Annotated in this window: 28 protein-coding genes; 21 read left to right on the top strand and 7 right to left on the bottom strand. The window is 71.9% G+C overall.

The features are described from left to right. Positions 1-54: 54 nt before the first annotated feature. Together murJ and ACFE67_RS02410 are read right to left on the bottom strand one after the other, a co-directional pair. Positions 55-1,656 (bottom strand): murein biosynthesis integral membrane protein MurJ, encoded by a 1,602-nt coding sequence (gene murJ, locus ACFE67_RS02415; protein ID WP_375405279.1) that lies wholly within the window; start codon positions 1,654-1,656, stop codon positions 55-57. Further along, entirely contained in the window at positions 1,653-3,668 is a 2,016-nt protein-coding gene (locus ACFE67_RS02410) for a DUF6049 family protein (protein ID WP_375405278.1), read from the bottom strand. The genes murJ and ACFE67_RS02410 overlap by 4 nt, the downstream gene beginning before the upstream one ends. A gap of 122 nt (positions 3,669-3,790) precedes the next feature. Between ACFE67_RS02410 and ACFE67_RS02405 the strand changes: the two genes are divergently transcribed. From ACFE67_RS02405 to dnaB, 6 genes are all read left to right on the top strand, one after another. Continuing rightward, positions 3,791-5,221: a CCA tRNA nucleotidyltransferase gene (locus tag ACFE67_RS02405; protein ID WP_375405277.1), complete on the top strand. Its 1,431-nt coding sequence runs from the start codon at positions 3,791-3,793 to the stop codon at positions 5,219-5,221. A gap of 248 nt (positions 5,222-5,469) precedes the next feature. After that, positions 5,470-5,877, top strand: a complete 408-nt coding sequence (rpsF, locus tag ACFE67_RS02400) for a 30S ribosomal protein S6 (RefSeq protein ID WP_375405276.1) — start codon at positions 5,470-5,472, stop codon at positions 5,875-5,877. A gap of 6 nt (positions 5,878-5,883) precedes the next feature. Continuing rightward, positions 5,884-6,435: a single-stranded DNA-binding protein gene (locus tag ACFE67_RS02395; RefSeq protein WP_375405275.1), complete on the top strand. Its 552-nt coding sequence runs from the start codon at positions 5,884-5,886 to the stop codon at positions 6,433-6,435. Between the two features lie 42 nt (positions 6,436-6,477). Further along, on the top strand, positions 6,478-6,735 hold the full coding sequence (gene rpsR / locus ACFE67_RS02390) for a 30S ribosomal protein S18 (RefSeq protein ID WP_375405274.1): 258 nt from the start codon (positions 6,478-6,480) through the stop codon (positions 6,733-6,735). Positions 6,736-6,751: 16 nt separating this feature from the next. Further along, positions 6,752-7,210: a 50S ribosomal protein L9 gene (rplI, locus tag ACFE67_RS02385; protein ID WP_375405273.1), complete on the top strand. Its 459-nt coding sequence runs from the start codon at positions 6,752-6,754 to the stop codon at positions 7,208-7,210. Between the two features lie 477 nt (positions 7,211-7,687). After that, the gene (gene dnaB / locus ACFE67_RS02380) at positions 7,688-9,055 is read left to right on the top strand and encodes a replicative DNA helicase (RefSeq protein WP_375405272.1); all 1,368 of its coding nucleotides are present in this window, start codon (positions 7,688-7,690) and stop codon (positions 9,053-9,055) included. 13 nt (positions 9,056-9,068) lie between these two features. On the opposite strand, the gene ACFE67_RS02375 is transcribed toward dnaB, so the two are convergent. Next, complete coding sequence (locus ACFE67_RS02375; protein ID WP_375405271.1) at positions 9,069-10,268, bottom strand: GAF domain-containing protein; 1,200 nt, start codon at positions 10,266-10,268, stop codon at positions 9,069-9,071. A 166-nt stretch (positions 10,269-10,434) separates the two neighbouring features. Between ACFE67_RS02375 and ACFE67_RS02370 the strand changes: the two genes are divergently transcribed. From ACFE67_RS02370 to ACFE67_RS02360, 3 genes are read left to right on the top strand one after another with little or no spacing between them, the layout of a single operon-like run. After that, positions 10,435-11,694, top strand: a complete 1,260-nt coding sequence (locus ACFE67_RS02370; protein ID WP_375405270.1) for a hypothetical protein — start codon at positions 10,435-10,437, stop codon at positions 11,692-11,694. Between the two features lie 41 nt (positions 11,695-11,735). Next, a complete protein-coding gene (locus ACFE67_RS02365) occupies positions 11,736-12,299 on the top strand; it encodes a hypothetical protein (protein ID WP_375405269.1) in 564 nt (187 codons plus the stop codon). Next, positions 12,296-12,553 (top strand): hypothetical protein, encoded by a 258-nt coding sequence (locus tag ACFE67_RS02360; RefSeq protein ID WP_375405268.1) that lies wholly within the window; start codon positions 12,296-12,298, stop codon positions 12,551-12,553. The genes ACFE67_RS02365 and ACFE67_RS02360 overlap by 4 nt, the downstream gene beginning before the upstream one ends. A gap of 24 nt (positions 12,554-12,577) precedes the next feature. On the opposite strand, the gene purB is transcribed toward ACFE67_RS02360, so the two are convergent. Beyond that, positions 12,578-13,960, bottom strand: coding sequence for an adenylosuccinate lyase (purB, locus tag ACFE67_RS02355; RefSeq protein ID WP_375405267.1), 1,383 nt, complete (start codon positions 13,958-13,960; stop codon positions 12,578-12,580). A gap of 145 nt (positions 13,961-14,105) precedes the next feature. Between purB and ACFE67_RS02350 the strand changes: the two genes are divergently transcribed. Both ACFE67_RS02350 and ACFE67_RS02345 read left to right on the top strand, forming a co-directional pair. After that, the gene (locus tag ACFE67_RS02350; RefSeq protein WP_375405266.1) at positions 14,106-14,324 is read left to right on the top strand and encodes a hypothetical protein; all 219 of its coding nucleotides are present in this window, start codon (positions 14,106-14,108) and stop codon (positions 14,322-14,324) included. Continuing rightward, positions 14,321-15,751, top strand: coding sequence for a hypothetical protein (locus tag ACFE67_RS02345; protein WP_375405265.1), 1,431 nt, complete (start codon positions 14,321-14,323; stop codon positions 15,749-15,751). The genes ACFE67_RS02350 and ACFE67_RS02345 overlap by 4 nt, the downstream gene beginning before the upstream one ends. Here the strand turns inward: ACFE67_RS02345 and ACFE67_RS02340 are convergent. Next, positions 15,693-16,112, bottom strand: coding sequence for a phage holin family protein (locus tag ACFE67_RS02340; protein ID WP_375405264.1), 420 nt, complete (start codon positions 16,110-16,112; stop codon positions 15,693-15,695). The two genes, ACFE67_RS02345 and ACFE67_RS02340, sit on opposite strands and share 59 nt — an antisense overlap. Positions 16,113-16,331: 219 nt before the next feature. Between ACFE67_RS02340 and ACFE67_RS02335 the strand changes: the two genes are divergently transcribed. The 9 genes from ACFE67_RS02335 to ACFE67_RS02295 all read left to right on the top strand — a co-directional run bounded on the left by ACFE67_RS02335 (position 16,332) and on the right by ACFE67_RS02295 (position 24,386). Beyond that, on the top strand, positions 16,332-17,447 hold the full coding sequence (locus ACFE67_RS02335; RefSeq protein ID WP_375405263.1) for a thiamine pyrophosphate-dependent enzyme: 1,116 nt from the start codon (positions 16,332-16,334) through the stop codon (positions 17,445-17,447). A 5-nt stretch (positions 17,448-17,452) separates the two neighbouring features. After that, on the top strand, positions 17,453-18,418 hold the full coding sequence (locus ACFE67_RS02330; RefSeq protein ID WP_375405295.1) for an alpha-ketoacid dehydrogenase subunit beta: 966 nt from the start codon (positions 17,453-17,455) through the stop codon (positions 18,416-18,418). Between the two features lie 23 nt (positions 18,419-18,441). Continuing rightward, positions 18,442-19,743 carry a dihydrolipoamide acetyltransferase family protein gene (locus ACFE67_RS02325; RefSeq protein ID WP_375405262.1) on the top strand — a complete coding sequence of 434 codons (1,302 nt, stop codon included), beginning with the start codon at positions 18,442-18,444 and terminating at the stop codon, positions 19,741-19,743. A gap of 275 nt (positions 19,744-20,018) precedes the next feature. Further along, positions 20,019-20,255 (top strand): 50S ribosomal protein L28, encoded by a 237-nt coding sequence (rpmB, locus tag ACFE67_RS02320; protein ID WP_375405261.1) that lies wholly within the window; start codon positions 20,019-20,021, stop codon positions 20,253-20,255. Next, positions 20,255-20,422, top strand: coding sequence for a 50S ribosomal protein L33 (rpmG, locus tag ACFE67_RS02315; RefSeq protein WP_375387415.1), 168 nt, complete (start codon positions 20,255-20,257; stop codon positions 20,420-20,422). Before rpmB ends, rpmG begins: the two co-directional genes overlap by 1 nt. Before the next feature lie 9 nt (positions 20,423-20,431). Further along, positions 20,432-20,737 (top strand): 30S ribosomal protein S14, encoded by a 306-nt coding sequence (gene rpsN, locus ACFE67_RS02310; RefSeq protein ID WP_375405260.1) that lies wholly within the window; start codon positions 20,432-20,434, stop codon positions 20,735-20,737. A gap of 122 nt (positions 20,738-20,859) precedes the next feature. Further along, a complete protein-coding gene (locus ACFE67_RS02305) occupies positions 20,860-21,144 on the top strand; it encodes an HU family DNA-binding protein (protein ID WP_375405259.1) in 285 nt (94 codons plus the stop codon). Positions 21,145-21,309: 165 nt separating this feature from the next. Further along, a complete protein-coding gene (locus tag ACFE67_RS02300; protein ID WP_375405258.1) occupies positions 21,310-23,094 on the top strand; it encodes a cytochrome c oxidase assembly protein in 1,785 nt (594 codons plus the stop codon). Continuing rightward, positions 23,091-24,386 (top strand): ATP-dependent RecD-like DNA helicase, encoded by a 1,296-nt coding sequence (locus ACFE67_RS02295; protein WP_375405257.1) that lies wholly within the window; start codon positions 23,091-23,093, stop codon positions 24,384-24,386. Before ACFE67_RS02300 ends, ACFE67_RS02295 begins: the two co-directional genes overlap by 4 nt. Before the next feature lie 13 nt (positions 24,387-24,399). Here the strand turns inward: ACFE67_RS02295 and ACFE67_RS02290 are convergent, their stop codons facing one another. Continuing rightward, entirely contained in the window at positions 24,400-24,876 is a 477-nt protein-coding gene (locus tag ACFE67_RS02290) for a hypothetical protein (RefSeq protein WP_375405256.1), read from the bottom strand. A gap of 12 nt (positions 24,877-24,888) precedes the next feature. Then, positions 24,889-25,377, bottom strand: coding sequence for a DUF4383 domain-containing protein (locus ACFE67_RS02285; RefSeq protein ID WP_375405255.1), 489 nt, complete (start codon positions 25,375-25,377; stop codon positions 24,889-24,891). Between the two features lie 122 nt (positions 25,378-25,499). On the opposite strand from ACFE67_RS02285, the gene ACFE67_RS02280 reads away from it, so the two are divergent. Continuing rightward, the gene (locus ACFE67_RS02280) at positions 25,500-25,820 is read left to right on the top strand and encodes a DUF3467 domain-containing protein (RefSeq protein WP_375405254.1); all 321 of its coding nucleotides are present in this window, start codon (positions 25,500-25,502) and stop codon (positions 25,818-25,820) included. The last annotated feature ends 311 nt before the right edge of the window (positions 25,821-26,131 follow it).

Genomic DNA, 26,131 nt, shown 5'->3' with positions numbered 1-26,131 from the left:
CGATGACGCTATTCCAGCCGGGCAGCGGGCGGAACGCCCCTGAAGCAGTGCCGTTCATCGGCGGATCCGCGAACGGACGAGGCCGGTCGCGAGGCCGATCTCCGGGGCTCGGAGCACGGCCATCAGGCCGCCGTAGACGGCTGTGCAGACGAGCGCGACGATCACCGCGGCGAGCGCTGCACCCCACCGGTCGGACGTCGCCCAGCTGCCGGTGAACCCGCCGACGGCCGCGAGCGCGAGCACGCCGACGACGAGCGCGGGCAGCGCGGCGGTCGCGACGCGTCGGATGGTGCCCGCCAGATGCGGGTCCAGCAGGCGACCGAGCCGGCGCCGCAGCAGCACGACGGCCACGACGAGCTGCACGGTCCCGCCGATGGAGATCACGGCCGCGATCCCCGTCGCCTTCCACTGGTCGGGCAGCAGCGAGCAGAGCAGGATGCCCGGCACCACGACGCTCAGCTGGGCGATCGTGAACCGGAACGGTGTGCGGGTGTCCGCCAGCGCGTAGAAGGTCCGCTGCACCAGGTAGAGCGCGGTGAACGGCAGCAGGCCGAGCACGTAGGCGATCAGCACCGGTGCCGTGGCACGGGCCTCCTCCGACGAGTGGCTGAAGATCGCGCTGACCGGCAGGGCGGCCGCGAGCAGGACGGCGACGGCGAGCCCGATCGCGAAGAGCACGGTGCGCAGCGAGGTGCTGAGGTCGTCCCGCACCGCTGCGGTGTCCCCCTCCGCGGCGTGCTCGCTCATCCGCGGGTAGAACGCGGTCGCCAGCGACACGGTGATGATCGAGTGCGGCAGCATGAACAGCAGCCAGGCGTTGGAGAGCGCGAAGCTCGACGCGTTGCCGAGACCGCTCGCGCCGCTCACCACGAAGCTCTGCAGGAACCCCGCGGCCTGCGTGAGGACCAGCATCGCGAATGTCCACCCGGCGGCCAGCCCGGTCGCCTTGAGGCCCACGCCCCGCCACCGGAAGTCCGGCCGGAAGTGCAGTCCCGCGCGGCGCCAGACGAGTGCGAGCGTGAGCGCCTGCACGACGAGACCCAGCGTGGCGCCGCCCGCGAGCACCGCGGTCTGAGCCGGAGGGAGCGGACCCTCCGCGTACTGGGAGACGGTGCCGAACAGCACGAGGAACAGGGCGAGCGTGGCGAGCGCGACGACGTTGTTCGCCACGGGCGCCCAGGTGTACGCCCCGAACCGCTTCCTGGCGTTCAGCACCTCGCCCAGCACCGCGTACATGCCGAGGAAGAAGATCTGCGGCATCGACCAGTAGGCGAACGGGACAGCGACGGCGTAGGTCGCCTCATCGCTCACGGTCAGGCGCATCAGCAGCGGTGCCGCGATCGTCAGCACGACGGTCAGGGAGCCGATAGCGACGATCGCGATGGTGACGAGCTTGTTGATGTAGGCGATGCCGCCGTCGGCGCCGCGGCTCGCGCGGATCGTCTGCGGGACGAGCACGGCGCTGACCAGTCCGCCGCCGATCAGCGCGTAGAGGCTCACCGGCATCTGGTTGGAGAGGGTCAGCGCGTTGCCGATGACGGTGCTCTGCCCGGTGAGCACGACGGTGAGCAGCAGGGTGCGCGTGAACCCGAGGATCCGGGACACGATCGTGCCGGAGGCGAGCAGCGCGCTCGCCCGGCCGACTCCGGTGCTCACGCGGTGACCGCGCGAGGCTGCCTGCGGCGCTTCACGTTCCGGTAGACGCCGAGGGCGAGCAGCAGGCCGAGCGCGCTCAGCAGCCCGATGGCGATGATCGTGTCGAAGCCCGCGCGCACCGTCGCCCCCTCGGCGACCAGGGTGTCGATCGCGACGCCGCCGGGGGTCGTGAGGCGCAGCGTCAGGTCGGTGCTGCCGTTGCGGATCGTCCGGACGCCGAGCTCGCCCCTCGCCTGCGAGCGCGCAGGCACCGTCACCGTGACGTCGGCGGTGCCGGTGAACTGCACGGCTCCGTTGCTGGCGCTGGCATGGATCACGACCGTGACCGGGACGGGCAGATCGTTGGTGACGTAGGCGCGGAGCGTCCCGTCGCTGCCGATGAAGTTCGGCGGCGACTGGGGTGGGAGCTGCACCTTGTCGAGGACCTCGCTGAATCCGCCGGTCACAGCGCTGGTCGCCGTCAGCCACCCGGTGTCGTCGCCCCGCCAGGAGGAGGACAGCGCTCCGAGCAGCGCGAGGCGCTCGGGTGCGGTCACCGTGTCCGCTCCGGTCGTGATCGCGTTCCCCAGCTCCCGCACGCGGCGCTCGCCGGCGAGGAGCGACCGCGCGACACCGACGCGGGACGCGGACACGGCGTGCGGGCGGAGCTGCACGGCGGTCGGCGTGCCGGTCGCGAGCTGCGCGAGCGAGCGGCCCCGGACCCACGACTGCCGATCGATGATCGACAGCACCCGGTCGAGGCGAGCGGGGTCGGTCGTTCGACCGATCGTCGCCAGCATCGCCGTCGCTTCGCCGCTGACCGCTGCGGTCGCGAGCACACCGGTCAGCGTCGCGAGCGCCGCATCACCGCGGGCGCCGCCTGCGACGGCTGTGGCCAGCAGGGAGGAGGCGGTCGCGTCCGCGACGAGCACCTTCGTGCCGCCGACCGTCGCGAACGGGCCGACCGTCTTGCGGACCGGGGTGTCGGCGATGTCGTCGGAGGGGAGGAGGACCGTCGCGCCCGCCGTGCCGAGCATCGACAGGTCGGCGGCGCCGGCGGTGTGGGGCACCGGCCATCCCACGGTCTGGTCCGACCAGTTCCACGCCGTGAGATCGGCGACCGAGGTGGAGACCGTTCCGGTCGTCGCGGTCGGCGCCGGGGTCGAACCGTCCGTGACGCTCGTCGGCAGCAGCACGCCGGCGAAGCTCGACGGCGCGATCGTCTTCGGCACGCCCGCGGCCCGTTCGAGCGTCACGTCGCCGTCGGCGTACGGCAGGCGGATCGTCTCGTTGGGCAGTCGGCTCAGCTCGTCGAGGAACCCGGTCGCCTCCGGAGGCGCGGCGTCGCCCGCCAGCCGGATCGAGGCGATCACGGCGGGGTCGAGCGCGATCGTGGCGGACGGCGACGACTCGGCCGCACGCAGCGCCTGGCTCCAGGCCCCCTCGGGTCCGGTGAGCTCGAGCTGCGTCGCGGTGTCGACCACGCCGGTCGTCCCAGCAGGCGCGAGCACGGGGATCACCGCGCCGAATCCGACCTGCGCGGTCGACCCCTTCGCGATCTTCACGATCGAGGACACGGCGACTTTCCGCGCTCCGCCGGTCGGCTGGTACTGGACGTAGATGCGCCTGGCACCACTGGTGCCGGTGAGCAGGGCCAGATCCTTCTCACCCAGCGTGACCCGCACCTCTCTGCTCGCGCCGGCGTCGAGGACGGGAACATCGGCCGCCGCGCTGGCGAGCTTCCCCTGCAGCTGCTCGGGCGGCGTCGCGATCGAGCTCAGCAGCAGGCCGCTGTTCGCGACCGGGGCGTCGTCCAGCGAGAACGTCAACCGGCCCTTCGGCAGCGCTGTCGTGCCCGGGTTCGACACCGTGACGCCGACGCCCAGCCCGCGGTCGTCGCGGATGATCCCGCCGCCGTTCGGAGCGACCGTCAACGTCGGGGAGGCGGTCGCGGCCACGGCCGGCTGCGCGACCAGCCCCACCACCGCGATCGCCGCGACGAGTGCTGCCGCGAGAAGGCGGCGAACGCTCATCGATCGATGTCGGTGGCGCGCGCGGGGGGCTCCGACATGCGGGCGAGTGTACGGAAGCGCTCCCCCGAGCGGGGGACGCCGCGCCTGCCTCCACGGCCTGCCGGGTCCATAGGCTGGGCGGCATGCATCCGGTCGCCGCTGCCATGCCGCGGCTGACCGCGCTCGCCGAGCGGGAGTCGGTGCGGCGCGTCGTCGACGCCTTCGAGGCCGCAGGACACGAGATCGCGCTGGTCGGCGGGCCCGTCCGCGACGCGCTGCTGGACCGGGAGGTCCACGACCTCGACCTGACCACTTCGGCGAGGCCCGAGGAGTCCGCCGCGATCTTGAAGCCGATCGCGTCCGCGATGTGGGACGTCGGGCGGGCTTTCGGCACGGTCGCCGTGTGGGTCTCCGGCGATGCGGTGGAGGTCACGACGTACCGGAAGGACGCCTACGTCCCGTCGTCGCGGAAGCCCGAGGTGGTCTTCGGTGACACGCTCGACGGCGACCTGCGCCGGCGCGACTTCACGATGAACGCGATCGCGGTGCGTCTCCCGTCCCTCACCATCGTCGACCCCTCCGACGGCATCGCCGCGGTGCTCGACCGCCGGCTGACGACGCCGTCCCCCGCCGTCGAGTCCTTCGACGAGGACCCCCTCCGGATGCTGCGCGCCGCGCGCTTCACCTCGCAGCTCGGCTTCGTGCTCGACGACGAGGGCGTGCGGGCGATGACCGCGCTCGCGGAGCGCATCGACGTCGTCTCGCAGGAGCGGGTCAGGGAGGAGCTCGTGAAGCTCCTCTCGGCGGACCGGCCGGGCGCAGGGCTGGAGCTGCTCGTGGCGACCGGTCTCGCGGACCGGGTGCTGCCCGAGGTGCCCGCGCTGCGCCTGACCAGGGACGGCGAGCACCGGCACAAGGACGTGTACCAGCACAGCCTCCAGGTGCTGCAGCAGGCGATCGATCTCGAGCACGAGCGGTTCCCCGGGCAGGCTCCCGACGTGGTCCTGCGATTCGCCGCGCTGCTGCACGACATCGGCAAGCCGGCGACGAGGCGCTTCGAGGCGGGCGGCCTCGTCACGTTCCACCACCACGACATCGTCGGCGCGAAGCTCGCCCGCAAGCGGCTGAAGGCGCTGCGGTTCCCGAACATCGAGGTCGATCGCATCGCGACGCTGATCGAGCTGCACCAGCGGTTCTTCGGCTACGGCGAGGGCGCATGGACCGATTCCGCGGTGCGCCGCTACGTCCGGGACGCGGGCGAGCTGCTGCCGCAGCTGCACCTGCTGACCCGCGCCGACGTGACGACGAGGAACGAGCGGAAGGCGCGGCGGCTCGCCTCCGCGTACGACGACCTCGAGCAGCGCATCGCCGAGCTGGTTGACCAGGAGGAGCTGGACTCGATCCGCCCCGACCTCGACGGCGAGGCGATCATGCGCGAGCTGGGACTGAAGCCCGGACCAGTGGTCGGCGCCGCCTACCGCTTCCTCCTCGAGACCCGCATGGACGAGGGCCCCCTCGGCGAGGAGGAGGCGAAGCGCCGCCTCCGCGAGTGGTGGGCTTCCCGATCCACGTGAGTGTGCATAAATCCGGGGATTCGGCCCACGGGATTCGGACCTGATCGCGTGTTCGCGGGCCGAATCCCCGGATTTATGAAACCTGCGAAATGCAACCACGCTGGATCCCGAGCTGGAGGCGAGAGGGCCGTGCCCCGTATGGGCTACCCTTTCAAGGTTGCCCGGGCGGCGTCAGCATGCCCACGCAACGGTTCACACCCTCCTGCCACGGACAGCCCGTGGCCGCTGAGACCAGAGGAGGTGGGGTAGTGACGCAGAAATACGAGCTCATGGTCATCCTCGACCCGAGCATCGACGAGAGGACCGTCGCGCCCAGTCTGGATCGGTTCCTGGGTGTCGTCCGCAACGACGGCGGCACGGTCGACAACGTCGACATCTGGGGCCGTCGCCGGCTGGCGTACGAGATCGACAAGCACACCGAGGGCATCTACGCCGTGGTGGCGCTGACCGCGACGAGCGCCACGGCGCAGGAGCTGAACCGGCAGCTGGGTCTGTCCGAGGCCGTGCTGCGCACGAAGGTGCTGCGCGCGGACGAGGCGGTCGCCCAGGTCGGCAAGCCCAACGACAACGCAGGCGAGCCCAGGCCCGAGCGCAGCGAGCGTCCCGAGCGCGGCTCCCGCGGCCCCCGCACGCCCCGTCCCGCCTCCGCGAGGTAGTCGGTCGTGGCAGGCGAGACCATCATCACGGTCGTCGGCAACCTGACCAGCGACCCCGAGCTGCGCTACACGCAGAACGGGCTCGCGGTCGCGAACTTCACGATCGCCTCGACGCCGCGCAACTTCGATCGCGCGAGCAACGAGTGGAAGGACGGCGAAGCGCTGTTCCTCCGCGCGAGCGTGTGGCGGGACTTCGCCGAGCACGTCGCAGGATCGTTGACCAAGGGGTCGCGCGTCATGGCGACGGGTCGGCTGAAGCAGCGCTCCTACGAGACGAAAGAGGGCGAGAAGCGCACCTCGATCGAGCTCGAGGTCGACGAGATCGGCCCCTCGCTGCGCTACGCGACCGCGCAGGTCACCCGCGCCAGCGGCGGTGGCGGGGGACGCGGCCAGGTCGGTGGCGGCAACGGCGGTGGCGGCGGAGGTCGTCCGCAGCAGTCGCAGCCCCAGGCAGACCCGTGGGGTGCCCCCTCGGGTGGCTCCTCCTCCGGCTCGTCCGGCGGCGGCAATGACGGCTGGAGCGCTCCGGGCGCCTACGACGACGAGACCCCTTTTTAGGTCTCTCACCTTCAACAGTTCTTCTGACGTAAAGGAATCCTCATGGCAGGCAAGTCGCGCGGCGACAGCCGCAAGCCGCGGACCAAGGGCGGCAAGCCCGTCGCTCCCGCGAAGCGCATCAAGGTCGGGCTGATCGACTACAAGGACGTCGCGACCCTCCGCAAGTTCATCTCCGAGCGGGGAAAGATCCGTGCTCGACGCATCACCGGCGTCTCGGTGCAGGAGCAGCGGCTCATCGCCCGTGCGGTCAAGAACGCACGCGAGATGGCGCTGCTCCCCTACTCCGGCTCCGGCCGCTAGACAAGGGGCTGGACAGATGGCAACCACCAAGCTGATCCTGACGCACGAGGTCTCCGGCCTCGGCAGCGCAGGCGACATCATCGAGGTGAAGGGCGGGTACGCCCGCAACTACCTCGTGCCGCAGGGCTTCGCCACCGCGTGGACGCGCGGCGGTCAGAAGCAGGTCGACGCGATCGCCAAGGCACGTACGGCGCGCGCGGCCGCATCGCTCGAGGAGGCGCAGGCCAGCAAGGCCCGCCTCGAGGCGCAGCCGATCCGGATCGCCGTCCGCACCGGACAGGCCGGCCGGCTCTTCGGCTCGGTCTCGACGGCCGACGTCGCGGACGCCGTGACCGAGGCGGGACTCGGCTCGATCGACCGCCGCACCGTCGAGTTCGCCTCCCCGGTGCGCGCCACGGGCACGCACGAGGCCACCGTCCGCCTCCGTGACGACGTCACCGCGTCGATCACGCTGGAGGTCGTCGGCAAGCGCTGAACCGCTGCACACGAACGGCGCCGATCCCCTACGGGACCGGCGCCGTTCGTCGTTCCCACGGCCTCCGGCGGCGACGGTGCAGCCGCTGTCGGAGGCCTCTGGCAGCGTGGTGATCGCCCTCGCGAGTTCACCCGCAGGCCTGCGCACGTTTGCCGACACGCCGACCGGATACGGTCAAGATTTTCCTTCTGCTACTTATCCCCAGGGCGACCTGTGGACTGCTGAGCTCCTGGTGAGCATTGGATTTCGGGCTACTCGCAGCTTCGCAGCAGCGGGGTTCTCCACAGAGATTCCACATGGGTACAACCCGTTCCCGCGCGCGTCGTCCACAAGGCCGCGCACAGGCCGTCCCGTAGGTTCTGCTGTCCCGGTGCTCGGGCGGGATGTCCGGGCCCGGTGCTACACCTCGGGGGATGAGGACGGCGGCGCTGCCGCCGAGTCGCAGCGTGTCGGGAGGGGATCCGGATCGGTATGTCGATGACCGAGTGGGAGGTCGAGTCCGGCCCGTGGGACGAGCAGCAGACCCGCAAGAAGGAGCGCACCCCTCCGCACAACCTGCTGGCTGAGCAGAGCGCGATCGGCGGCATGCTGCTGTCGACCGATGCCGTCGCGGACGTGCTCGAGGTCGTCGTCGGGGCGGACTTCTACGTGCCGAAGCACGAGGTGATCTTCCAGGCCGTGCTGGCGCTGTACTCCCGCGGGGAGCCCACGGACGCGATCACGGTCGGCGACGAGCTCGCCCGCACCGGCGACGTGCAGCGGGCCGGTGGCGAGGCCTACCTCCACACGCTCACGAACATCGTGCCGACGGCCGCGAACGCGGGCTACTACGCGCAGATCGTCGCCGAGCAGGCCGTGCTGCGGCGCCTCGTCGAGACCGGCACGCACATCGCCCAGATGGGGTACGAGGCGCAGGGCGACGCCATGGACCTGCTCAACCAGGCCCAGGCGGAGGTCTTCGGCATCGCGCGGGAGTCCGCCTCAGAGGATTACGCGCCCCTGTCGGAGGCGGTCACGATCGCCATCGACGAGATGGAGGCGGCGAGCGGCCGGGACGGCGAGCTGACCGGTGTCCCCACCGGGTTCCGGGGGCTCGACGAGCTGACGAACGGCCTCCATGCGGGTCAGATGATCATCGTCGGCGCACGACCCGCGATGGGGAAGTCGACGCTCGCGCTCGACTTCGCCAGGAGCGCGAGCGTGAAAGCGAACATGCCGACCATCTTCTTCTCGCTCGAGATGGGCAAGAGCGAGATCGCGATGCGGCTGATGGCCGCCGAGGCGACGATCTCGATGCAGGACATGCGCAAGGGACGCCTCAGCCCCGAGGACTGGACGAAGATCGCCGCGACCCGGGGGCGGATCAACGACGCGCCTCTGTACATCGACGACAGTCCGAACATGACGCTCGTCGAGATCCGGGCGAAGTGCCGCAGGCTGAAGCAGAAGATCGGCCTGAAGCTGATCGTGATCGACTACCTGCAGCTGATGTCGAGCGGCAAGCGGGTCGAGAGCCGGCAGCAGGAGATCAGCGAGTTCTCGCGGGCGCTCAAGCTGCTGGCGAAGGAGCTGGCGGTGCCGGTGATCGCGCTGTCCCAGCTGAACCGCGGACCGGAGCAGCGGGCGGATAAGCGGCCCGCGCTGTCGGACCTGCGCGAGTCGGGCTCCATCGAGCAGGACGCGGACATCGTGATCCTGCTGCACCGGGAGAGCGCCTACGACCGCGAGCAGCCGAACCCCGACGCCGATCTGATCGTCGCGAAGCACCGTGCCGGCCCGACCGACACGATCACCGTCGCGTTCCACGGCCGCTACTCGCGGTTCGCGGACATGGCTGCGGGCTGAGCCGCGCCCAGCGTCAGCGCGCGGGGACGTCCTCTCGTTCGGCGAGGAAGTCGGTCGTGGCGCGGTGGATGAGCGCCTCGGCTTCTCCCGCGAACTGCTGCAGGCGGTCGAGATCCACCGATCCCGCCTGCTTCGGGGCACCGTTCAGGATGCAGAAGGCTCCGAGCGTGGTCCCGTCGGCGGCGTGGATCGGCACCCCCGCGTAGAACCTGGCCTGGATGAGTCCGAGGAACGGGTTGTCCGCGAACAGCGGATGGCGGGTCGCGTCGGGCACCACCAGCGGCTCGTCCCCGGACACGACGGCCTCGCAGTACGTGAGGGAGCGGGGCACGGCAGTCGGTGCCGATCCGGTCTGCGCGACGTGCCAGTTGCGGTCCCCGTCGAGCAGGGTGACGGCGGACTCGGAGACGCCGAACTCGGCCTTCGCCCGCTCGACGATCTTCTGCAGCTCGGGGAGCTCGTTCCAGCGCGCCGCGCCGACGATCGCGGCCGTCTCGGATCGCTCGAAGTGCTCGTCCTGGGCGGTGACGACCGAGACCTCGCTCCGGAGCACCGCGTCCGCCACGGCGACGGCGATCGGTACGGCGAAGCGCGCGTAGAGCTCGGTGACGTCGTGCTCCCCCGCGAGATCGGCGAGCGGCGGCGCCGGAACGAACCGGACGTCCTCGCGCACCTCGGCCAGGCGCGCGGTGGCGCGGTCGAACAGCCGCGCACGCCGCCGGGCGACCGGACCGAGGCGGCGGATCCTGCCGGGAATGAAGACCTCGGGCACGCCTGCCAGCATCACGGACGCGCCGTCGGGAAGGCCGTCCCGCACGGCGTCGACGAGCTCGGTGAGCTGGCTGGTCCACGCCGCGACCGACGTCAGGCGCAGGGCGTCGTTCGATCCGATGGCGATGACTGCGGCGTGGAACGTGCGGTCGGCACGGTCGGCGACCCACTCGAGCGCCGTCTCCGCGCTCATCGTCGCGTCGCCGACGTAGTCGACCTCGCAGTCGGTACCCGTGATCGTCCGCACGCCCCGCGCGATCTCGCCGGTGGGTGCCAGCTGGTGGCTCGCGACCCCCCAGCCGTGCACCAGGCCGCTGCCGATCAGCAGGACCCGGATGCCGTCGCCCTCGCCGGTGCGGACGAACGGCGTGTCGAGGGGGCGGACCAGCGATCGACGTCCGTAGTGCATCAACGCGTACCGCAGCACGGCGGCGCGTCGCACCGGACCGCCACGTCGCCGCATCGCCTTCATACGGGTGAGGATGCCGGAAGCGGGTGGCGGTCCGCGCCCCCCCGATGACGGGTTGTGGATGATCGCCACCCGGACTGGGGCGCGCCGTCGACGCAGCCCGGCCGCAGGCTCGTGTCACCGATCGGAAGGGGCGCGGATGACTGCGGTGCTGGTCCCGCACGCGCGCCCCGGCGGCGCCGGCTCGGTCGCGTCGGCGCCGGCGGAGGTCCGCCCGGCCGACGCCGTGCCGATCCGGAGGGCGGGTCGTTCCCCCTCCCGCGTTCTGCTGTTCGGCGGCGGGGTGCTCGCCGGCTGGGGGCTGCTCGACCATGAGCGGGGGCTGCCGGGGCTGCTGGCCGACCACCTCGCGCAGGCGACGGCGCGCGGGATCGACCTCGATGTCGTCGTCGACCTGGACCCGACCCTGCCCGCCGGTCGCCAGACGCTGCAGCGGTTGCGGATCGCGCGCTACGACGCGATCGTCGTGCTGCTCGGGGAGCGCCAGAGCCTCGAGCACCTGCGACGCGGCGCGTGGGCGGACGAGGTCGGCGCGCTGCTCGCGGCGGTCGACACCGAGCGGGCGCCCGCTTCGGCGCTGCTCCTCGTGGACTGCGGCAGATCGATGGTCGCCGTCTCCCGGACCGGCTTCCAGCGCCTCCGCGGGGTCGCGGACGCCGGTCGGCTCGCGGAGGTCGCCCGTGGCCTCTGCGGACCGGGCGGCGCCGGGTTCACCGAGCTGAACCCGCCCGCGAACCCGCTCGGCTGGGGCCGCCAGTTCTCGACGGCGACCTACCGCGAGTGGTCGGCGCAGATCGTCAGAACCCTGCTGCCCGTGCTGCAGGACAGCGCGCAGCGGACGGGGCCGGGGTCCGCAGCGGCCGTGCGCCTCGCGGAGCAGGAGGAGGCGGAGCGGCAGCGGGCCGTGGACGGGATGGGGCTGAGCGGCCTCGCGCGGAACGGACTGCTCGACGGCCTCGCCCGACAGGCGAGGACGGCCGTGAAGGGCTCCGTCGCCTTCGTCAGCGTGGTCGACGGCGACCGGGTCTGGCAGCGGGCTTCGTCCCGATCGCTCCTGGTGGAGGTGCCGCGCGAGCTGGCCTTCTGCGACGACACCGTCCGCAGCGACGAGCTGCACCTCGTGAACGACTCCCACCTCGACCCCCGGTTCGGCGGCGAGGTCCCGGTGGTAGCGGGTGATTCGAGCGCGTTCTACGTCGGCGAGCCGATCCGTTCGGTGGACGGCTACCGGATCGGGGCCCTCTGCGTCACCGACGGGCAGCCGAGGCAGGCGGACCCGTCCGGGTTCTCCGAGCTGCACGTGCTCGCAGCCAGGATCGAGAAGGAGCTGTGGGCGAACGCCAGGGCCCACCAGGCCCGGATCGGCGACCGGGCCGGTCCTCCGCGTCGCGGCGTCTAAACTCGGCTCCCGGTCGTCGAGCGCGCGCCGGAGGGGGACACGTGAGTACGACGAGCAGGACGAGCCCCCTCGCGGTCGGCACCGCTCTCGCCGTCGCCGTCAGAGCGGTCGCCGCCGCAGCCCTGGCGGCCGTGGTCACCTTCGCGCTCGACCACAGTGCTCCCGCCCGGTTCGGGTTGATCGTGCTCGGCGGCTACCTGCTGCTGCAAGCGGTCGTGCTGGTGCTCTGCAGCTCCGGTCTCGCGTGGACTCGCGCAGGACGCGGTCTGGTGCTCCTCCGCGCCGCCGTGTCGCTCGCCGGCGGCGTGGTGGCGCTGACCGGCATCGATTCCGGCATCTCCCTCCTCCGCCCGCTCGAGGCGCTCGTGTTCCTGCTGCTCGGCGCCCTCGAGATCGTGGGCGGACTGCGGAGAGGCGAGCGAGCCGATCTGAGCGGCGACGCCGTGGTGGTCGGCGGGCTGCAGGTGCTGGTCGGGATCGTGCTGATCGTGCTGAACCCCGACCCGCTGTTCGCCACGGGGGTGCTATCCGCCTGGGGCGCGATCGTGGCCGTGTACCTCGGCATCTCCGCCGCCAACATCAGGCGTCGGAGCGCGCGCGGATGACGGGGCCCTCGTGGCGCGAGCGGCTCAAGCCGCTCGAACTGGTCGGCATGGCCGCGGTGCTCGGCGTGTTCGCCGGGGTCATCGCCGTCATCGGCACCAGGTCGATCGAGATCGCCGTGATCCTCGCGGGCATCGCGTTCATCGCGGCGCTGCTGGTGCTGGCGATGCTCGCGCTGGCCGCCGGCGATCCGGGGGACGGCACCGACGATCGACCGGTTCTCGAGCGCGAGAAGCCGCCACGCCGCAGGAAGTGAGCGACTCACCGGGATCGACCGGTCTCACCGGATGTGATCGACCAGTTCCGCCGCGAGGCCCGTGTAGCCGGCCGGGGTCAGCGCAGCCAGCCGTGCGGCGACCTCGGCCTCGAGCCCGAGTCCCGCGACGAACTCCGCCATCCGGTCCGCCGTGACCCGCCGGCCGCGGGTGAGCGCCTTGACGAGCTCGTAGGGGTTCGCCGTGTCGCTGCGGCCCGCGACGATCTCGGCCCTGACGACCGTCTGGATCGCTTCACCGAGCACCTCCTGGTTCGCGTCGAGATCGGCGAGCAGCCGATCGCGATCGAGCTCGATCTCGCCGAGGCCGCGGGTCAGGTTGTCGAGTGCGACGAGACCGTGCCCGAGTCCGACCCCGATGTTGCGCTGCGTCGTCGAATCCGTCAGGTCGCGCTGCCACCGGGAGGTGACCAGGGTGCGGCGCAGCGTGCCGAGGACCCCCTCCGCGAGCTCGAGGTTCGCCTCCGCGTTCTCGAACCGGATCGGGTTGACCTTGTGCGGCATCGTCGAGCTGCCCGTCGCGCCCGCCTGCGGCACCTGGACCAGGTAGCCCTCGGCGATGTACATCCACACGTCCGTGCAGAGGTTGTGCAGCACGCCGCCGACATGCTCGAGGCGGCCGTAGAGCTCCACCTGCCAGTCGTGCGACTCGATCTGTGTCGTCAGCGGGTTCCAGGCGAGGCCGAGCCCCTCCACGAACCGCTTCGTCAGCGCCTGCCAGTCGATCTCGGGCGCGGCGACGACGTGCGCGGCGAAGTCACCGCTCGCCCCGTTCGCCTTGCCCGTGATCTCGACGGCGAGCACGCGTTCACGGAGCCGCGCGAGGCGGTGCACGAAGACCGCGAGCTCCTTGCCCATCGTGGTCGGCGTCGCGGGCTGGCCGTGCGTGCGGGCGAGCATCGGGGCCTCGGCCCACCGCAGCGCCAGGCCGCGCAGCCGCTCGACCACCCCGTCGAGCGCAGGGACCCAGACCTCGCGAACCGCCGTCTGCACGGTCGTCGCGACCGCCAGGTTGTTGATGTCCTCGCTCGTGCAGGCGAAGTGCACCAGCTCGGCGAGGTCGCCGAGCCCCAGCGCGGCGAGCCGGTCGCGGAGGTAGTACTCGACCGCCTTGACGTCGTGCCGGGTCACGGCCTCGTGCCCGGCGAGCTCGGCGACGTCCGCGGCGCCGAACCCGTCGACGATCCTCCGGAGCGCGTCGCGCTGCGAGTCGTCGAGCGGCGAGGTGCCGGCGACGCCTGCGTCGGTGAGGGCCAGCAGCCATTCCACCTCGACGCGGACCCTGGCGCGGTTGAGACCGGCCTCGGAGAGGTGCACGGCCAGCGGCGCCGTCGCGATGCGGTACCGCCCGTCGAGGGGGGAGAGCGGCTGGTCGGCCAGGTCGGTCATCGGGCCTCCTTCAGAGCCCCATTCTCCCCGGGCGCGCGGGGTCCCGCTCCGCCGCGGCCCTCGAACGCCTCCTCCACAGGCCGGTTCGCCGTGCGGAGCCACCGATCCGTGCCCGCCGCGGGTGCCGTCGCCGCAGGATCTCCGCGTGCTCCCCGACATCGCGCAGATCTCCACCTCCACCGACGCCGACGCGCTCGAGCTGGCGACGCTCGAGCGACTGGTCCGCGAGGTCCCGATGCCCTCGCCGGACCTGCCCGGATGGCAGTCGCTGACCGCGACGGAGTACGCGGGCGCCGTGCACGAACTCGCCGCCCTGCTCGGCACCGTCGCGTCGGCGCTCGCGGCGGCGAGGTCGGCAGCATGAGCGGGCCGAGCGTCAGCGGCGGCGGGACCATCGCGGTCGAGACGGCCGAGATGCTCCGGGCGGCGCACCGGCTCACCCTGGCGCAGGAGGCGATCGCCGGCGTGACGAGCAGAACGGCGCTCTGCGTCGGGGGGATGGCCGCGTCCGAGCGGCGGAGCCGTGCCGAGGCGGCCCTCGTACTGCTCCGTCGAGCGGACGGGCAGGCGGCGGCGGCGGCGGACGGCCTGCGGATCGCCTCGGCCCGCTACGGCAGCGTCGAGCACACGATCCTCGACGGTCAGCGCGGCATCGCCGCCGGCCTGGCCGCGCTGACCGGAGGCACGATGCGGGCGCTCGTCTCGCAGATCGGCTTCGGCGGCATGCTGCTCGTGGCGGTCACTGCGCTGGACATCTCGGCGGCGCTCGTGGCGATCAGGATCCTGCAGCGCGCGATCGAGACGGGACGGTTCGCGCCCCAGGCCGACCCGGTGCTGCTCCGGGCGCTCCAGCTGGTGCTCTCGTCGCTCGACGACGGTGTCAGGGGGGCCCTGCTCACGGAGCGGCCGGAGGACCTGCTGACCGACGATCCCGCCGCGCCGTACGGCGTGGAGAGCACCGCGACGCTGCTCGCCGCCCTCTTCCTGCACCCCGCAGGCGCTCCCCTGAGCGTCGCCCGCACCGCCCGGCGGGAGGTGACGTCGCCGCGGAGCCTCGCGTCGCTCGTCGACCGGCTGCCCGACGGCAAGGAGGCGGCGGGGCAGGTCCGCATCGAGCGGTACGAGGGAGCGGACGGACCGAGGTCGATCGTCTACATCGCGGGCACCGTCACCTTCGACCGGGACAGCGGGGCCGAGCCGTTCGACCTCGCGTCCGACGTGCTCGGCGTCGCGCACCGCTCCAGCGACTCGGAGCGCGCCGTGCTCGAGGCGATGCGGTCGGCGGGCATCGGCCCCGACGAGCCCGTTCTGCTGGTCGGGCATTCCCAAGGGGCGCTGAACGCGGTGCGGGTCGCGCAGGACGGCGGCTACCGGGTGGGCGGCGTCGTGCAGTTCGGCGGGCCGACCGGTCAGATCGCCCTGCCCGACGACGTGCCCGTCCTCTCGGTCGAGCACAACGAGGACCTGGTGCCGGTGCTCGGCGGCACCGCGGCGTCCGGTGCGGCCGGGCTGCGCCGCGTCGTCGTGCGGCGGTCCCTGCCCGACGGCGGGTTCGGCGTCGCGACCTCCCCTGCGACGGCCGACTTCCCCGCGCACGACCAGGGCGCGTATCGCCGGACGATCGCAGCGGCGGAGGCGTCGGGTGACGATCGCGTGCTGGCGTTCAGGAGCAGCATCGCGCCGTTCCTCGACGGCCGTCAGGGCACGTCGACCAGGTGGCAGGCCCGGCGCGTCAGTCCTGTGCCCTCCCCGACAGCGGGCGCAGGACCAGGCCCACGACCCATCCGATGACGCCGGTGACCAGCGCGCCGAGCACGCCCCACCAGAAGCCGTCGACGACGAGACCGAAACCGATGACGCCGCTGATCCAGGCCACCAGGAGGAACAGCAGCCCGTTCACGACCAGTGAGATCAGACCGAGCGTGAGCAGGTAGAGGGGGAACGCGACGATCCGGATCGCGGTACCGAGCACGCCGTTGACGATCCCGAAGATCAGCCCGAGCAGCAGGAAGGTCAGCACCGTGGCGACCGTGTCGTCGGCGCGGTAGGCGACCACGCGGACGCCGTCCCCGCGTCCGAAGGCGCCGAAGAGGACGGTGCTGAGCCAGAGGGCGATGGCGTTCACGACGGCCCGTACGACGAACCTGCGCATCGGACCACTATGGCAGCGACGTGCGGGACCGCGCCCCAGTGACTCCGCCCGAGCGACCCGGCACTCGTCGATACCAGGCAGGAAATCGGTCGAAGCGTTGTGGGAATTCTCCAGCAGCACAGGACCGCGGGGTCGGTACCGTCCACGGATACAGTGATCCGGGGGTCGAGCGGCCCTGCGTGCACGGGCTGCGTGCACCGGCGACGGTGAGGAGCCCACGTGGCGTCAGGCTCCGAGACGGTCAGCGTGCTGGACCAGCACGGCATCATCCGTCCGACACCGGCCGCCGAGCCCTACGCGGACCGCGCGCTCGCGGTCCCGCTGCAGCAGCGCGTCGGCTTCCTCCGCGACATGGTGACGACGCGCGCGTTCGACGTCGCCGCCGCGAACCTGCAGCGGCAGGGCCACCTCGCCCTCTGGGTGCCGAGCTACGGCCAGGAGGCCGCGCAGGTCGGGTCCGCCCGGGCGGCGCGCAGCCAGGACACGATCTTCCCCGCCTATCGCGAGCACGCGGTCGCCATGGTCAGGGGGCTCGACCCGATGGCGATCGTCCGCCTGCTGCGAGGGATCACGCACGGTGGGTGGGATCCGGCCGTGAACGGCAACTTCCGCCTGTACACGCTCGTCATCGGGTCGCAGACGCTGCACGCGACCGGCTATGCGATGGGGATCCAGCTCGACGGCGCGACCGCGACCGGCGACCCGGATCACGACGAGGCCGTGATGGTCTACTTCGGCGACGGCGCGACCGCGCAGGGCGACACGAACGAGGCGCTCGTCTTCGCCGCGAGCTACGCGACACCGCAGGTGTTCTTCATCCAGAACAACCACTGGGCGATCTCGGTGCCCGTCGAGCGCCAGTCCCGGGTGCCGCTCGCGCAGCGCGCCTCCGGGTTCGGCATGCCGGGTGTGCGGGTCGACGGCAACGATGTGCTGGCGACGTATGCCGTCACCGGCATGCTCCTGGACGATGCGAGGGCGGGCAGGGGACCGGCCCTGATCGAAGCGCTCACCTACCGGATCGGCGCCCATACGTCGTCGGACGATCCGACCAAGTACCGGTCGGAGGACGAGTTGGAGCGCTGGCAGGAACGGGATCCGATCGTGCGCCTCCGGCACCACCTCGAGTCCGAGGGGGTCGGCATCGAGGTCTTCGACGCGATCGACGCGGAGGGCGCGGATCTCGCCGCGGACGTCCGCAGGCGGACCCTCGAGCTGACCGAGCCGCCGACGTCGACGATGTTCGAGCACGTGTACAGCGAGCCCCACCCGGTCACCGACGCGCAGCACCGCTGGCTGACGCAGTACGAGGCGTCGTTCGGGAGCGACTCGTGACCGCGATGCCGATGGTGAAGGCGCTGAACGCCGGCCTGCGCAGAGCGCTCGAGGACGACGATCGGGTGCTGCTGATGGGGGAGGACATCGGCACGCTCGGCGGTGTCTTCCGCGTGACCGAGGGCCTGCAGGCCGACTTCGGGGAGCGCCGGGTGTTCGACACCCCCCTCGCCGAGTCCGGCATCGTCGGCACCGCGATCGGCCTCGCGATGCGCGGCTACCGACCGGTGTGCGAGATCCAGTTCGACGGGTTCATCTACCCGGGCTTCGACCAGATCACCTCCCAGCTCTCGAAGATGACGAACCGGTACGAGGGCGCGCTGTCGATGCCGATCGTGATCCGCGTCCCGTTCGGGGGCCACATCGGGGCGGTCGAGCACCACCAGGAGAGCCCGGAGGCGCTGTTCGCCCACACGGCGGGCCTCCGGGTCGTGAGCCCCTCCACCCCGAACGACGCGTACTGGATGATCCAGCAGGCGATCCGCTCGAACGATCCCGTGATGTTCTTCGAGCCGAAGGGCCGGTACTGGCCGAAAGGCGAGGTCGACCTGGACCACCCGGCGGTCGAGCTGCACGACTCGCGGGTCGTGCGCACGGGGACCGATGCGACGCTGATCGGCTACGGCCCGATGGTGAGCGTGCTGCTCACCGCCGCGGAGGTCGCCGCGGAGGAGGGCAGGAGCCTCGAGGTCGTCGACGTGCGCTCGCTCTCGCCCGTCGACTGGGAGCCGATCGTGGCGAGCGTCGAGAAGACCGGGCGTGCCGTCGTGGCGCACGAGGCCTCCGGATTCCTCGGCCTCGGGGCCGAGATCGCCGCGCAGGTCACCGAGCGGGCGTTCTACTCGCTGGAGGCGCCCGTGCTGCGCGTGACGGGCTTCGACATCCCGTTCCCGCCTGCGAGACTCGAGAAGCTCCACCTGCCCGACGCGGATCGTGTCCTCGAAGCCGTCGACCGCCTGTTCGCCTACTAGCAGAGCCGCGTTCTAGGAGAGATGTGACCACGTCCCACTTCGCCCTGCCCGACGTCGGCGAGGGGCTCACGGAGGCGGAGATCGTCTCGTGGAAGGTCGCGCCCGGCGACGAGGTCGCCGTGAACCAGGTGCTCGTGGAGATCGAGACGGCGAAGTCCCTCGTCGAGCTGCCGTCCCCCTACGCCGGCACGATCTCCGAGCTGCTGGTCGCGGAGGGGGACACCGTCGCCGTCGGCACACCGATCGTCGCGGTCGCGTCGGGACCCGGCGATCAGCTCACGGGGCCGCTGCAGACACCGGCCCAGGCCGCCTCCCCCGTCGAGCTGCAGGTGCGCGAGCCGGAGGCGCAGCAGGAGGAGTCCTCCGGTGCGGTGCTGGTCGGGTACGGGGTCGACTCCAACGTCAAGAGCCGTCGGGGGCAGCGCCGTGGCCCGGTCGCGAGCCCGACGCCGCCCCGGACGCCGGTCGCCGCGCCGGTGAAGCCGCCGATCCGGAAGCTGGCGAAGGACCTCGGGGTCGACCTCACCCGGGTCACGCCCTCCGGCACCTCCGGGGAGGTGACCCGGGACGACGTGCTGCGGATGAAGCAGCAGGAGAGCGTGTTCCGCAACGTCGAGACGCCAGCGTGGCCCGACAGCCGGGAGGAGCGCATCCCCGTGAAGGGCGTGCGCAAGGCGATCGCGAGCGCGATGGTGACCAGCGCGTTCACCGCCCCGCACGTGAGCCTGTTCGTCGACGTCGACGCGACCAGGACGATGGAGTACATCAAGCGGCTGAAGGCCTCCCCCGACTTCTCGACCGTCAAGATCTCCCCCCTGCTCGTGATGGCGAAGGCGGTCATCTGGGCGGTGCGCCGCAACCCGACCGTCAACTCGACCTGGACCGACACCGAGATCGTCGTCCACCACTACGTGCACCTCGGCATCGCGGCTGCGACCCCGCGCGGCCTCATCGTGCCGAACGTGAAGGACGCCCAGTCCCTGTCGATGCGGGATCTCGCCGGAGGGCTCGAGCACCTGGTCATCACGGCCAGGGACGGCAGGACGACACCCGCCGACATGGCATCGGGCACGATCACGATCACGAACATCGGCAGCTTCGGGATGGACACGGGCACGCCGATCCTCAACTCCGGCGAGGTCGCGATCGTCGCGCTCGGCACGATCAAGCAGAAGCCGTGGGTCGTCGACGGCGAGGTCGTCGCCCGCCACGTCACCACCATCGGCGCGAGCTTCGACCACCGAGTCGTCGACGGCGACGTCGCGAGCCGCTTCCTCGCCGACGTCGCCGCCGTGATGGAGGAGCCGGCCCTCCTCCTCGACTGACGCACGTCGTCGCTGTGTTCGGACCTCGCGGGTCCCGCGGAGCCTCCGGAGGCCGGTTCACCCCCTGATTCCGAATCACGTGTTCGAATGTCGCGATTCACGTGCGAAACCGTTGCACGTGGCTGGACGAGGCTCTGGAGAGGGCCGATCCAGCGGCTCTGGTAGTGTTCTCGACCGGCCGCGTCGCGGCAGTGGGCGTCCCGCACCCGGGGTGCTCGCAGACAAGTGATCTTGGGTGCGCGTGATCCGTCACGTGCACGGTAGGAGGAGGAATCGTGGCAGCAGTGTGCCAGGTGACCCAAGCCGGACCCGGCTTCGGGAACACCATCTCGCACTCGCACCGGCGCAATAAGCGGCGGTTCGACATCAACATCCAGAAGAAGAAGTACTACGTGCCCTCGCTGAAGCGCACCGTCACCCTCACCGTCTCGACCAAGGGCATGAAGACGATCGACGCGCGAGGCATCGAGAGCGTCGTCGCGACGATCCTCGCCCGCGGGGAGAAGATCTGATGGCCCGCCAGCAGGACGTCCGGCCGATCATCAAGCTGAAGTCGACCGCCGGTACCGGGTACACCTACGTGACCCGCAAGAACCGTCGCAACAACCCCGACCGGATCGTGCTGAAGAAGTACGACCCCGTGATCCGCAAGCACGTCGACTTCCGCGAAGAGCGTTAAGGAACAGCAATGGCGAAGAAGAGCAAGATCGCGCGCAACGACCAGCGCGCCGTGGTGGTCGAGCGCTACCGCATCAAGCGTGCCGAGCTGAAGAAGCAGCTCGTGGACCCGGCCGGTACCGACGAGTCCCGCGAGGAGGCGCGCGTGGGCCTGCAGAAGCTGCCCCGCAACGCCTCCCCGGTCCGCCTCCGCAACCGCGACGCGGTCGACGGACGGCCCCGCGGCAACCTCTCGAAGTTCGGCATCTCGCGTGTGCGCTTCCGCGAGATGGCGCATCGAGGCGAACTCCCCGGCATCACGAAGTCAAGCTGGTAGGTTTCCGCGTGGTTCCGGCCGACACGCCGGAGCGCATTCGGGCAAGCGAGCATTCTCGGCGCTCCCTACCGACCCGCCGCCGACGCGCGGCCGACCGTCCGACTCGAGGAGGACGAACCCCTATGGCAGAGACCCTGAACCGCACAGAGCTGGTGGCCGCTGTGGCCAGCGAGACCAACCAGTCGCAGGCCACCATCAACGGTGTGCTCGACGCGCTGTTCTCGACGGTGGCGAAGTCCGTCGCGGGCGGCACGAAGGTGACGATCCCGGGATGGCTCGCCGTCGAGCAGACCTCGCGCGCCGCCCGGACGGGTCGCAACCCGCAGACGGGTGAGCCGATCGAGATCGCTGCGAGCAAGTCGGTCAAGATCAGCGCCGGCAGCAAGCTGAAGGCCGCAGTCAAGTAACGACCGCGACCAGCGCGAACGGCGCCCGCTCCTCCACAGGGGGACGGGCGCCGTTCTCGTTTCCGGACGCCCGCGGCCGTCACAGCTGCACCGCCACGCGGGCGACCCGGCGGTCGACGAGCCTGTGGGTCGTCGACCCCACCTCCCGCCCCTACCCTGAAGTCGATGCACCGCGCCGCGCGGGTCGCCTGGCCGGCCCTGACGTTCCTCGTGGCGATCGTCTCGGCCCTCGTCGTCACCACGGCGCTCGCCGGCGGCGCCGACGGGCTCCTGGTCGCACGGGTCGCCGCCCTGATCGTGCTCGATCTGGCGACCGGTGCGGTCCTCGGCATCCTGGCCGCCGTGCTGCTCGTGCTCCCGCTGGACGATGCACGGCGGGAGCGGCTGCTGGACGTCGCGGCGGGGGCGGCCGCGATCTGGACGGCCGCCGCTGCGACCACGATGTTCCTGCTCTACCTGGGTGCTGCGCCGGCGGTCTCCGACCCGGCGTTCGGCTCCGGCATCGTCACGTTCGTCGCCGACGTCGCGATCGGGCGCACCTGGCTGCTCTCCGCCGTGGGCGCCGCGGTGCTGACCGCGGCGCTGCTCGCCGTGCGGTCGCCCGCAGGTATCGCGGTGCTGGCGGCGGCAGCGGTGCTCGCCGTCATCCCGGAGGCGCTGCAGGGCCCGTCGACCGGTGATCCGCTCGCGACGGCACGATCGATCGCCGGCGCGGATCTGGTGCAGCTCACCGGCACGGGCGCGTGGATCGGGCTGACCGTGCTCGCCGTCGCACTGGACGCCCCCCCGGCCGTGCGCCGTCGGGTCTGCGCGCTGTCCGTCGTCATCGGCATCGCGGTGGTCGGTGCCACCGTGCTGCGGGCCCCGCTCGAATCCGGTGACGGCGTCCCCACCGCGGCGCTGCTCCTGCCCGTCATCGCACTCGTCTGCGCGCTCGGCGTCGCCGTCGCCGGGTCCCGCACCCCCTCGCGAGGCCTGCTGCGCGTCGCACTGCTCCTGCTGGCGGGGGTCTCGGGATTCACGTCCGGAACCGCGGTCGGGCGACGCGCTCCCCTCCAACCGGCCGCGCGGTCGACCCCGGCCGAGATCCTCACGGGGTCGGCCCTGCCGGCGCCGATGTCACCCGGGCGGCTCGCGCTCGACCTCCGGCCGGACGCCGTGTGGCTCGTCGTCGGAGCCGCGCTGCTCGGCGCGTACGTGGCCGGCGTGGTGGTGCTGCGGCGTCGAGGCGGGACCTGGCCGACCGGTCGCGTCGCCTCCTGGATCGTCGGTCTCGTCCTGCTCGGCTGGCTGACCAGCGGGGGGATCGCCGTCTACCAGGAGGTGCTGCTGAGCACCCGCCTCGTCCAGCATGCCGCGCTGCTGCTGCCCGTGCCCCTCCTGCTCGCAGGCGGCGCTCCCCTGCAGCTGCTGCGTCGCGTGGGGCCGGGCAGCGACGGCGTCGGGTCGATCCGAGCCGGGCTCCTCGCAGTCGCGCGGGCGCCGCTCGTCGCCGTGGTTACCCGGCCGGTCCCGGCCGCGGTGATCGCGGTCGTCGTGGTCGGGGCCGTCGACGGCACGGGGCTGCTCCGCTGGTCGCTGACGGATCCGGTGGGCGCGGAGGCGGTCGTCGCGCTGTGCCTCGTCGCAGGGGCACTGGTGGTCGCCTCATGCGTGTCCGGCGACGCGAGCCGGAGGGTCGCGGTCACCGTCGCGGTCGTCCTGCTGGTCGTGGAGGCGGCCGGCGCCGCGGTGCTCGCTCTGGGCTCCGGGTTGCTGCTCGCATCCTGGTACGGGGCGATGGGCTGGGGTACCGACGCGCTCGCGGACCAGCGGGCGGGTGCGTCGGCGGCCGGGGTGATCCTGCTCGTCTCGACCGGGGTGCTGCTGCTCGCCGCGGCCCGGAAGGCGCCCCGCGGTGCGGCTCGCCCGCGTCCCGTCGCCCCGATCCAGGAGGAGGTCCCCGCGTGAACGCCGCACTCGACGTCGCGCTCACCCCGGCGCAGCAGGCGGTCATCGATGCGGTCGCAGGCGACGACACCGCCCCCCTCCTCGTCACCGGCCGGGCGGGAACGGGCAAGTCGACGGTGCTGCACCGGCTCGTGGCCGTGGAACGGCGCAAGATCGCCGTGGTCGCACCGACGGGGGTCGCGGCGCTGAACGTGGGCGGTCAGACGATCCACTCGTTCCTGCGGCTGCCGGTCGGCCTGATCGGCAACTCCCGGCTGTACCAGGACCGGGACCTGCGCCGGCTGCTGATGGCGCTCGACGTGCTGGTGATCGACGAGATCTCGATGGTCAGCGCCGATGTGATGGACGGCATCGATCGAGCGCTGCGGGAGGCGCGGGGCCGGCCGGACCCGTTCGGCGGCGTCCGCCTGGTGCTGTTCGGTGACCCGTTCCAGCTCGCGCCCGTCCCCGGTGGGGCCGAGGAGCGCACCTGGTATGCGGAGATGTACCGGTCGCTCTGGTTCTTCGACGCGCACGTCTGGGACGGGATCCCGCTGCGCACCCTCCACCTCGACCTGATCCACCGGCAGCAGGACGAGGAGTTCCGCCGCCTCCTGACCGCGGTCAGGCACGGTGCGGTGACCCGCGAGATGGCCCGGCGGCTGAACGAGGTCGGCGCCCGTCCGCTGCCGGCCGACCCGCCGCTGACCCTCGCGAGCACGAACGCCGCGGTCGCCACGATCAACCGCCGTGCGCTCGCGCAGCTGCCCGGGGAGGAGGCGACCGCGGTGGCGGAGGTGGAGGGCGACTTCGGCGGCCGGTCCTTCCCGGCCGACGAGGACCTCAGGTTGAAGGTCGGGGCGCACGTGATGATGCTGCGCAACGACGCGGACGGCCGCTGGGTCAACGGATCGATGGGCACGGTCGCGAAGCTGCACCGAGGGGACCTGACGGTCGAGATCGACGGCGTGCGGCACGAGGTGGAGCCGGCGACGTGGGAGCGGCACCGGTACACGGTCTCCGCCGACTCGAACGAGCTGCAGCGGGTGGTGGTGGCGCAGTTCCGGCAGCTGCCCGTGCGGCTCGGGTGGGCGGTGACGATCCACAAGGCGCAGGGCGCGACGCTCGAGGCCGCGTCCATCGACCTCGGCAGGAAGGCGTTCTCCCCCGGGCAGACCTACGTCGCGCTGAGCCGCCTCACGACTCTGGAGGGGCTGTACCTCGCGCGGCCGCTGATCCCCGGCGACGTGATCGTCGACCCCGACGTGCGGCGCTGGGTCGACGACCGGAGGAAGGCCGCGGCCGGGGTCTGATCGGGCCGGCTCGTCAGTGCATCTGCATCGTGCCGCCGACGGACGTCGCGGCGAGGCTCTGCGTGGTCACGACGGCGACCACGGCAGCCGCGCCGGCCGCTGCGATCAGGAAGCGCGTCGGGCGGGACTCCCCCGTCGGCCGGCCGAATCCGCCGAGGTGCACGGTGAGCAGGGCGGCGACCACGATGTCCAGCGCGCCCGCCCCTCCGAATGCCGCGGCCGGCACCCCCAGCGCGACCTCCGTCCCGTGGCGCGCGGCCGACGGCGGCAGCAGCAGGGCGACGACGGTGAGCAGGACGACCCCGCCGACCGCGACCGCGGCGCCCTTCGCTGCCGGCGGCACGGGCCGGGACAGCGCCAGGACGCCCCAGACGAGTTCGGCGACGCCGATGAGGGCAAGCGGGACCAGCAAGGGCAGCGTGGTGCCGGCAGCGCTGCCGAGGTGGATCAGGCCGGCGCCGATCGCGGCGAGTCCCGGCCAGGTGCGCACGGGGCGCCCGGGTCAGACGTGCTCGGCCGCCGGCTCCGGCTGCTCGCGGGCGCGCGTCGCTCCGGGGTCGGCGCCGAGGCCGGTAGCGAGCAGGAGCAGCGCAGAGGCCACGTGCAGGATGTGGTCGGGGACGTTCAGCGACAGGACGTTGATGGGCGACCGGCCGCCGTCGGGCGCGGTGAGGAAGAACCCCACGACGCCGAGCAGCAGGTACAGGGCGCCGACGGTGCTGTTCGCCGCCTTCGCCGAGGCGGCGGTTCCCGCACCGGCGATCAGCAGCGCCGCGCCGATCAGCAGATGCGCGATGTTGTGCAGCGGGTTGACCTCGAAGATGCCGAAGATCGCGTTGCTGCCGTCTCCCGGGCCCGCGAAGGGGACGTCGTTGACCCAGAAGAAGCCGAGCAGGCCGACGAGGACGTAGGCGGCACCGAACAGGGTCGCGATGATGCGGTTCGGGGAGCGGTGGAAGGCCGTTCCGGGGTTGATCTGATTGATCTGCACGCTGGTGCGCCTCCTCGTTGCCGGTTCCGTCCGTGGAACCCGACCAGTATTCCCTGGCGCGCCACCGCTCCGCCGAGAAACGTGCGCAGCGGCGATCGGGTACGGCGCTCTAGCGTGGAGGCATGACGGACGAAGCCGGAGCGCCCGCGATCGCCGTGACGGTGCCCGAGAAGCACGAGGTCGGCGTCTTCGCCGATTTCGCCGGGATCTGGCACACCCCGAACACGTTCGTGCTCGACTTCTTGTCGCTCACCTCGCCGGCGATCCAGCAGCAGGTGGCCCCCGGCGGCGAGCCCGTGCTGCCCGCTCGGGTCGCCGCCCGGGTCCGGATCCCCGCCGAGCAGGTGTTCCAGATCATCGTGGCGCTGCAGCAGCAGGCGGACCAGTGGCTGGAGGAGACCGGCCGCTCCGAGCCGCCGGAGGCATGGCTCCCTCACCCCTGAGCAGTGATCCCTTCGAGAGCCTCAGGACATCGCTCGAGGCTCGCTGCGCTCGCACCTCGATCAGCGGAGTGGGGGCGACCGCGTGAATCCCACGCGCCGTGAGGCGACGGCCGCGTTCAGCGGCCCGCTACGGCACAGCCGCGCCGCAGCGGCGGCGACGCGGCAATATACAAATGGCGACCCACGCCGTCAGCCGAGCGCGCGTTCAGCGCGCCGGTACGGCACAGCGCCCGCCGAAGGCGGGGCCATAGGTACCGAGCGGGCGACGGGAATCGAACCCGCACTACCAGCTTGGGAAGCTGGAGTTCTGC

The sequence above is a fragment of the uncultured Amnibacterium sp. genome (genome assembly GCF_964244015.1).
Lineage (GTDB): Bacteria > Actinomycetota > Actinomycetes > Actinomycetales > Microbacteriaceae > Amnibacterium.
The sequence above is the reverse complement of the archived record's forward strand: the minus strand, read 5'-3'. Positions and strand labels throughout refer to the sequence as shown.